The 8,448-nt window shown below is 56.6% G+C and carries 9 protein-coding genes and 1 pseudogene; 7 read left to right on the forward strand and 3 right to left on the reverse strand.

The window, feature by feature from the left end; all coding sequences use genetic code 11:
• The coding region (hypF, locus tag Q1B15_RS05500) for a carbamoyltransferase HypF (RefSeq protein ID WP_299751323.1) at nucleotides 1-1,252 on the reverse strand (1,252 nt) is incomplete at its 3' end.
• 129 nt (nucleotides 1,253-1,381) lie between these two features.
• Between hypF and Q1B15_RS05505 the strand changes: the two genes are divergently transcribed.
• The 7 genes and pseudogenes from Q1B15_RS05505 to Q1B15_RS05535 all read left to right on the forward strand — a co-directional run bounded on the left by Q1B15_RS05505 (nucleotide 1,382) and on the right by Q1B15_RS05535 (nucleotide 6,838).
• Nucleotides 1,382-3,253, forward strand: a complete 1,872-nt coding sequence (locus Q1B15_RS05505; RefSeq protein WP_299751326.1) for an NAD(P)H-dependent oxidoreductase subunit E — start codon at nucleotides 1,382-1,384, stop codon at nucleotides 3,251-3,253.
• On the forward strand, nucleotides 3,250-3,966 hold the full coding sequence (locus Q1B15_RS05510; RefSeq protein WP_299751329.1) for a 2Fe-2S iron-sulfur cluster-binding protein: 717 nt from the start codon (nucleotides 3,250-3,252) through the stop codon (nucleotides 3,964-3,966). Before Q1B15_RS05505 ends, Q1B15_RS05510 begins: the two co-directional genes overlap by 4 nt.
• Nucleotides 3,963-4,532, forward strand: a complete 570-nt coding sequence (locus Q1B15_RS05515) for an NADP oxidoreductase (protein ID WP_299751332.1) — start codon at nucleotides 3,963-3,965, stop codon at nucleotides 4,530-4,532. Before Q1B15_RS05510 ends, Q1B15_RS05515 begins: the two co-directional genes overlap by 4 nt.
• 19 nt (nucleotides 4,533-4,551) lie before the next feature.
• Nucleotides 4,552-5,994: a Ni/Fe hydrogenase subunit alpha gene (locus tag Q1B15_RS05520; RefSeq protein ID WP_299751335.1), complete on the forward strand. Its 1,443-nt coding sequence runs from the start codon at nucleotides 4,552-4,554 to the stop codon at nucleotides 5,992-5,994.
• Nucleotides 5,991-6,473 carry a hydrogenase maturation protease gene (locus Q1B15_RS05525; protein WP_299751337.1) on the forward strand — a complete coding sequence of 161 codons (483 nt, stop codon included), beginning with the start codon at nucleotides 5,991-5,993 and terminating at the stop codon, nucleotides 6,471-6,473. Before Q1B15_RS05520 ends, Q1B15_RS05525 begins: the two co-directional genes overlap by 4 nt.
• A gap of 6 nt (nucleotides 6,474-6,479) precedes the next feature.
• Nucleotides 6,480-6,659, forward strand: a pseudogene (locus Q1B15_RS05530) (IS6 family transposase); the annotation flags it as partial.
• Nucleotides 6,660-6,670: 11 nt separating this feature from the next.
• Nucleotides 6,671-6,838 carry a hydrolase gene (locus Q1B15_RS05535; protein ID WP_299751340.1) on the forward strand — a complete coding sequence of 56 codons (168 nt, stop codon included), beginning with the start codon at nucleotides 6,671-6,673 and terminating at the stop codon, nucleotides 6,836-6,838.
• On the opposite strand, the gene Q1B15_RS05540 is transcribed toward Q1B15_RS05535, so the two are convergent.
• Both Q1B15_RS05540 and Q1B15_RS05545 read right to left on the reverse strand, forming a co-directional pair.
• On the reverse strand, nucleotides 6,825-7,358 hold the full coding sequence (locus Q1B15_RS05540) for a YecA family protein (protein WP_299751343.1): 534 nt from the start codon (nucleotides 7,356-7,358) through the stop codon (nucleotides 6,825-6,827). The two genes, Q1B15_RS05535 and Q1B15_RS05540, sit on opposite strands and share 14 nt — an antisense overlap.
• Before the next feature lie 132 nt (nucleotides 7,359-7,490).
• Nucleotides 7,491-7,898, reverse strand: a complete 408-nt coding sequence (locus Q1B15_RS05545; RefSeq protein WP_299751346.1) for a universal stress protein — start codon at nucleotides 7,896-7,898, stop codon at nucleotides 7,491-7,493.
• Nucleotides 7,899-8,448 lie beyond the last annotated feature (550 nt).

The following is an 8,448-nucleotide window of genomic DNA, read 5'->3' on the forward strand; positions in this document are numbered from 1 at the left end:
AGCAGAACGCCGACTTGATCTGCCCGCCATAGGCGACAACCTGTGGCGCATCCTCGAATCCCGGCGGCAAAGGCAAAGTGGCCGGCACCCTGCCACGCCCCCGGCGCAGAACCATGCGGCCATGTTGCGTGAGGCCTTCAACGCTGTCATCGAGGCGTTGGACGATGTCCCTGTCATGCATCAGATAGGCATCGGCAATGTCGCGCAGTTTCTCGCGCGCCTCGGGATTGCCTATGGCCTGTGGCTCACCTGAACTGTTGCCAGAGGTCATCACCAGCGGACATTCCACCGCATCAAGCAAAAGGTGATGTAGCGGTGTATAGGGCAGAATCCATCCGAGCGTGGCCAACCCCGGGGCAAGATTTTCAGGCAGTGGCTCTCTGGATTTGTCCAGCAGGACAACGACTGCGCCCGGGTCTGTCAGAAGCGTTTCCTCCTTCGGGCTGATGTCTGTATGACGCCGGATCACTGGCAGCGTCCCCATCAGCGCAAACGCCTTTGTGAGACGGCGTTTGCGTAGACGCAGTGTAGCGATGGCGGCGGCGTTGCGCGCGTCGCAGGCCAGATGAAACCCGCCGAGTCCCTTGATGGCTAGAATCGCTCCCTCTTTCAGCCGCTGCGCAGAGAGTTGGATGGCGTCGCCAGAAATCTCGGTGCCATCCACCTCGAACCAAAGCCGGGGACCACAGTCAGGGCAGGCGATGGGTTGGGCATGGAACCTTCGGTCCTGGGGGGATTCGTACTCGGACCGGCAAGCGGCGCACATCGCAAACCGCGCCATCGAGGTCATCTCTCGGTCAAAGGGCATGCCCTGCAGAATCGAGAAACGCGGGCCGCATTGTGTGCAGCTCGCGAAGGCATAGCCGTATCGCCGCTGAGCCGGGTCGCGGACTTCGGCAAGACAGGCATCGCAGGTTGCGGCATCGGGTGTGACGCCTGTTTGGTTGCCCTTGCCTTGCGAACTAGTGATCACGAAATCAAAGGGGAGTTTCCCCAGCTTCTCCACCGTGGTTTCAACGGCGTCGATCCGTGCCAATGAGGGTGCCTGCGACTGCAATGCCGTTTCAAACGCATCAAGTTGAACGCCCACCGCGAAGATTTGAACGCCTTCCGCGTCGTTCCAGACGGCACCTTTCACACCCATCCGCTGTGCCAGCTGCCAGACAAACGGGCGAAAGCCGACACCTTGCACCTGACCTCGAACCCGAATGCGTCGTGCCGTCGTCCGGTTTATCCGACTATCGTCCATCATGGCCTGTAAACTAGCGGTGTGCAGAAGGTTTAAGCAATGATGCGGCGCAAACAGCGCCAAAGGAACCCGGCCCGTTTAACATCTCAGGCTTTTCTTGCCTGAAAGCAATCAGAGATGCATAAAGATTGAATGGTTGAAGCACATTCCACCGGTAACGGCGTTGCGGCGCCAAAGGATGCCCGCAATAGCAGGGCGATCACTGGAATCTGCGACCGTTTTGGCAATGACCCACACCGGATGCTGGATATCCTGCGTGCAGTACAGGACAGGTTTCGCTGGATTTCGCCCACTGCGATGGAGACGATCGCAGAGGCAACAGGGCTGACCCGGATCGCGGTCGAAGGTGTCGCCAGCTTCTATTCGTTTCTGTCGCTAGAGCCGAAAGGTGCGATTACGATTCGCCTATGTGACGACATTGTCGATCGCTTTGCCGGGTTGGACGATGTGGTGAAAAGCTTTGAAGACGAGCTGGGTATCAAGCTGGGCACGACCTCGGTCGACGGGAGGTTTTCGCTGGAATATACGCCATGTATCGGCATGTGCGATCAGGCCCCTGCGGCGATGATCAACGATATCGTCGTGACCCGTCTGACAAAAGACAAAGCGCGCAGCATCGCTAGAGCCTTGCAGTCGGACGCGCGACCGCAGGACCTGATCAGCCCGCAATTCGATGCGCTGTCCCCTTACGAGCGCGTGACGATGGCGGTGGACAGCAATATCAAGCACGCAGGAGAGGTGCTGTTGGGGCCTGTGCCACGGGATGCGGGTCTGGAAAAGGCCTCCGTCTTGCAACCAGAACAGATCGTCGCCGAAGTTGAGGCGAGTGGCTTGCGTGGCTGTGGTGGCGCGGGATTCACAACTGGCGCCAAGTGGCGCTTGGCGGCGGCCGAGGCAGATACAGACCGCTTTGTCTTTTGCAATGCAGACGAGGGCGAACCCGGGACGTTCAAGGACCGTGTCCTGTTGACCGAACGGGCTGATTTGCTGATTGAAGGCATGACGATCGCCGCCCGCGCGGTGGGGGCCAGTGAAGGTCTGATCTATCTGCGCGGCGAATACGTCTATTTGCAAGAGCACCTGGAAAGCGTGCTGACCGAACGGCGCGCGCGGGGGGTGCTGGGCACCGACATCATGGGTAAGGCGGGCTTTGATTTCGACATCCGCGTGCAGATGGGTGCTGGGGCCTACATCTGCGGCGAGGAAGGCGCGTTGATCAGTTCCTGTGAGGGCCTGCCCGGAGAGCCAAAGACTCGCCCGCCCTATCCGGTCAACCGCGGTTATCTTGGTCATCCAACCGTCGTGAACAACGTCGAGACCTTCTGCCATGCCGCACGTATTCTGGACCGCGGCGACGAATGGTTTCATGCCATCGGCACCAAAGGTAGCCATGGCACCAAGCTGTTTTCCGTGTCGGGCGACTGTCTGAACCCCGGGGTTTACGAGTTGCCCTATGGGCTAAGCGTGGCCGAATTGTTGCGGATGGTCAGCGGCGAAGACGCTGCTGCCGTGCTTGTCGGGGGCCCAAGCGGTACGATGATCAGTCGCGACAGTTTTCAGCGTAAACTGACTTTTGACGATCTGGCCACTGGCGGAGCCGTCATCGTCTTTTCCGGCAAGCGCAACATTCTGGAAATGGTCGAATACTATATGTCGTTCTTCGTCCACGAAAGCTGCGGGTATTGCACGCCCTGCCGCGTGGGCAACGTGTTCCTGCAAAAGGCGATCCAGAAATTCCGCAAAGGCAATGCCAACAGCTCTGACATCGACTATTTGCGCGACCTATCTGCGACGATCATCGAGACCAGCCGCTGCGGGCTAGGCGTGACTTCGCCCAACCCGATACTTTCCACGCTAGAGAACTTCCCACTGGTTTATTCGGCGGTAAGCAAGAAAAGCGAGGACGGGATGAAAGCGACCTTCGACATCCAGTCCGCTATCGAAGAAGCACGCGGGATCGCCAAACGGAGATCATATATTTTCGACAGGGATTACGGCAAATGAGCGACGCTGGGTTTACCTTCACCATCGACGGATTGCCTGTCCAGGCAAAGCCGGGCCAGACGATCATGGAGGCCGCCGACGATGCTGGCATCTATATTCCGAGACTTTGCGACCACGAGGGCCTACGCCATCAGGGGGGCTGCCGGGTTTGCACGGTCAAGGCTTCCGGGCGCAGCGTTGCCGCCTGTACCCAGCCCGCCACTCCAGACCTCGTAGTCGAAAACGAAAGCGAGCACGTCAATTCCATGCGCCGCGATCTGGTCGAAATGCTGTTTCACGAAGGCAACCACCTGTGCCCGATCTGCGAAGCCAGCGGCAATTGCGAATTGCAGGCCATGGCCTATCGGCTGGATATGACACAGCCGACGAAATTCCCCTATCTCGAACCGTGCCGCGCGCTTGATGCCTCACACCCAGACATCGCTTTGGACACGAACCGATGCATCAGTTGCGGGCGGTGTATCCGCGCGTCGCAGGACGTCGATGGCAAGGGTATCTTTGGGTATGTCGGGCGCGGCATCCACCGCCGCGTCGCCGTCAACGGAGTGGATCTGGCCCATACGGATGCCGCCGTAACTGACGACGCAATATCGGCCGACGTGTGCCCGGTGGGCTGCATCATCCGTAAGCGTATAGGTTTCTCCAAACCCATCGGGAGCCGCGAATTCGATGACGGCCTGATCGGGCAAAAGATTGAAAGCAAGCGCAAATGAGTGAGCCAAGGAAGGCCCGCATCGCCACCACCTCGCTGGCCGGGTGCTTTGGATGCCACATGGCGATCCTTGATATCGATGAGCGCCTGATCGAACTTTTGAAGCTGGTCGAGATTGACCGTTCTCCACTGACTGATATCAAGCGGTTCACCCAACGCTGCGATATCGGCATTATCGAGGGCGGCTGCTGCAATGAGGAAAACGTGCATGTCTTGCGGGATTTTCGGCGCAATTGCGATGTGCTGATCGCGTTGGGGCAATGTGCGATCATGGGCGGGTTGCCTGCCATGCGAAATGCTATCATGCATTCCGACGACCCCCTGCGCGAATGTCTGGAAGAGGCATATATTTCCGGGCCTTACCTGCGTAATACAACACATAATATTCCCAACGATCCGGCGCTGCCCCTTATGCTGGACAAGGTCTATAGCTGCGCTGATGTGGTCGAAATCGACTACCAAATCCCTGGCTGTGCACCGAGCGGCGACGTGATCTACTCTGCGCTCAGCAGACTTCTGGCGGGCAAATTTCACGGGTTTGACCGTGAAACCATTCGTTTCGATTGACGATAAAAAAGGCCGCACAATGACAGAGCCACGCTTGATCGAGATCTCTCCTGTGACCCGTGTCGAGGGCCACGGCAAGGTCACCATTCACCTTGACCGCGATAACAACGTTGAAGAGGCGCGCTTGCATATCGTTGAGTTCCGCGGGTTCGAACGGTTCATTCGTGGCCGCCTGCTATGGGAGGTGCCGGTCATCGTTCAGCGGCTTTGCGGCATCTGCCCCGTCAGCCACCACCTGGCCGCCGCCAAGGCGATGGATCAGATTGTTGGGGTGGATGTGCTGCCGCCGACGGCGGAAAAGATGCGACGGCTGATGCATTACGGTCAAGTCATGCAAAGCCATGTGCTGCATTTCTTTCACCTGTCTGCACCTGATCTGCTGTTTGGCTTCGACGCCCCAGCCGCCAGGCGCAACATCTTCGAGGTGCTCAAGGAAAACCCGGAACTGGGCCGCCGCGCCGTGATGATGCGCAAGTTCGGGCAGGACGTCATCGAGGCAACAGCAGGCAAAAAAATACACGGCACCGGCGCCATTCCCGGTGGCATCAACCGTAACCTGCCGATTGCGACGCGCGACCGTTTTCTGAAGCAAATCGACGAGATGCAGGATTGGGCGCAAGATGCGTTGAAACTTGCGCGCGACTATACGCTCGATCACGCAGACCTTGTGAAATCCTTTGGCGCCTTTCCATCCAGCCACATGTCGCTGGTCCGGGAAATGGACGGCGCGCTGGACCTGTATCACGGGGTTATGCGGGCGATTGATGCACAGGGTGAATCAATCATTAATGGGCTGAACTACAATGATTACCACACGGTCCTGACCGAGGATGTGCGCAGCTGGTCCTATATGAAGTTCCCGTTCATTCAGGCCCTCGGACCCGTGGACGGCTGGTATCGGGTCGGCCCGCTGTCGCGGATGAACACCGCCGCTTTCATTGACACCCCGCTGGCTAATCTGGCGCACAAGGAGTTGCGCAATGCCACCGGCGGCCTGCCGAACCACACCACGCTGACGACCCATTGGGCACGCATGATCGAGGTTCTGCACTGTGTCGAGAAAATCCGCGAACTATTGAACGACGACGATCTGCAAGGTAGTGATCTTGTTGCCAAGGGCGACCGGCGTCACGAGGGCGTTGGTGTCATCGAGGCACCACGCGGCAACTTGATCCATCACTACAAAGTCGATGAAAATGATCAGGTCACCTTTTGCAACCTGATCGTGTCAACCACGCATAACAACGAAGGCATGAACCGCGCCGTCAAGGATGTAGCGGTCAAGCATCTGTCCGGACAGGAAAAAATAACAGAAGGCATGCTGAACCATATCGAGGTAGCAATCCGCGCCTACGACCCCTGTCTGTCTTGCGCCACGCACGCACTGGGCCAGATGCCGCTTCAGGTCGAGCTATTCGATGCAAATGGCGGGCTGCTCGATACTGCTGCGCAATCTGCATGAGTCTACCTCGGGCGCTGCTGATCGGTTATGGCAATCCGGGACGCGGCGACGATGGTCTTGGCCCGGCATTCGCCCAGAGAATTGCGGATAAAAAGCTGCCGGGATTGTCGGTAGAAATTGATTTCCAGCTCATGGCAGATCACTCCCTGACAATATCCCAGCACGACCTCGTAATCTTTGTCGATGCCACTGTTGCATGCGATGATCCATTCATTTTCACCGAGTTGACTGACGTCACCCCCCAGAACCTGGGCAGCCACAGCGTGACACCCGAGGCTGCTATGGCACTGTCGAGGCTCCTGTTTCAAACCACACCCCGCGCTTTCGTCCTTGGGATCGCCGGCGACCATGTTGGCGAAATCGAAGAAGGATTAAGCGCCACAGCCCTGATCAGCCTCAGTCTGGCCGAGGACTTTTTCGTTACTTGGTATAAGAATTGCCACGGTACGAAGGCTCAATGGATTGAGGATCGTCATTGATCCAAAATTGGATCGAAGATCATTCGCCTGGCGGTGATGATATATGTCCGTTTTCCGCCTTCGCTTTGAAACGTTGAAGGCCTGCTGCACGAGCCCTGTATCGATATCAGTCCCGATACGCTTCGGTTTTGGTGGAACCGATTGGCGCAAATGCTCACCGCCGAAATCCGGCGGAAACGCGTTCAACTGAGGAAGAGATGACGACGCTTAGCGGCGACTTCATCACCCGCGTTTTCGAAGGGTCGTACGGGCATGCAAAGGATTGGATGCACGTGATGAAAACCGCCGCTGAAGCTGCCGGACATACGGCAAAGCAGACTTTCGATCTTGCGGGACTTATGAGTTCTGGGTCTAGTTCCGCGTGACCACCCTGATCTGTCGATAAATGCCGGGGACGATAATGGGAATGGCCTCTACGGCTGCTTCTAGCGTCGCGTCCAGGTCCTCTTGGGCAATATCGAAGAGTGAGTTTCCACCTTCATCAAGTATGTGAACAAGAATTGGCAGCATCAACTCAGAGCCTGTCTTTGTTTGGGAAAACACATCCCACCGCTCCGGTCGAAGCTTTACGGCCTCCATGAAACCCTCGCACCAATCCATTGCTATTTCGCTGCCGTCTTGGCTTTCCCAGAACACCGGCTGCGACACTTGGCTGTCTTCCAGTAACTCCAACGTTTCTTGGTACATTTCTGTGACAGCGGCCACTACGTAATCGGGCACTGCCTCAACATCACCCAAGGCAACACTCAGCCATTCTCTCGCGGGAATTGGCTCTGGACCGCAAATAATTCCTGTCAGGAAGCCATCCAAGTCTGAGATGGCCATGGACTCTGGGTGGGCGTCATCTGAGCTAAGATACGTGTCGAGAAGTTCGAGGTCTGCCATCTTACCGATTACTTGTGTTGAGGAATATGACGTGCACCAAACCAATTGAATGAAAGCGGAGAGGAAGCGATCCACTTCGCCAGCGGCCACACCGACTTTTGCGCGGACGCTGAGTGTATCTGGTCCGCTGGATTAACGGATAACATGGACAGAACAGGGAGCATGCCGAACCACGCGAGCTGCTGTCGATCCTAGGAAGTAATCCGCCAATCCCGGTCGATGTGAAGCGATCACGATGCAATCGAACTCGTGCTTCACCGCGTAGTCGACAATAGCGCTTCCCGCGCGCCCGCTCACAACGACTGGCTTCGCATCCAAAACACTACCAAGCTCTGCTTCCAACTCGATTTCAACTTCAGATTTCCGAACCTCGCTGTGGCTCTCTGGAAGGTACATATCCACGTAACCGGGCACCTGCTCGATTACATTTAATACGGTTACGACCGCGCCGTCATCGGAGAGCAAACGAGCGACTGCAAGCGCAGCTTTTAAACTATCAGAATGATCAAGGGCAACAGGAACAAGTACTTTCTTATACATCGCCAAACTCCTTTTCTGCGAAGAAGGCTAGCACGTGCGCGGCGTCCATAACTTGACCTAGGTCACGAAAAATCGGTGAGACCCACCTCTGTTTCTTGGTTGGGTTCAGTAATCCAAAACCAAAAACCACTTTTGATCTAACTCAAGGCGAACAAATGCCTGCCGTGCTACGACAACGCATCTTCCCGAAGTAAGAGTACTGACCCCGGCGTCTGTCTGATGCCGGGGTTGTTTTTTGCTGAGAGCACGTTTGACCATGCCTCATGGTTGCAGCGTACCGGTCTCGCACCAGTAGCGACGAGGGGCGATGTAAAGCCTCGTTCAGAATATCACCTGAGCGGAGCATTTTCATGCCTGGTCCAAAGGTTCCATATAGACAGCGGGCCATTGCCATTGGCTTCAATCAATCTGTTCAACTGCGATTGACGATATAACGAGGCACCAAGAGGAATAGTTCAGGAGAGCGAAATGTCAGTTTCAGTTCCTAAAATTGTTTGTTTGGCGGCGGAAAACATCGCGATGTCAGCTTCAGCCCTTTTGGGCCGGCGAC

This window comes from uncultured Boseongicola sp., from assembly GCF_937988555.1.
Taxonomy (GTDB): Bacteria; Pseudomonadota; Alphaproteobacteria; order Rhodobacterales; family Rhodobacteraceae; genus Boseongicola.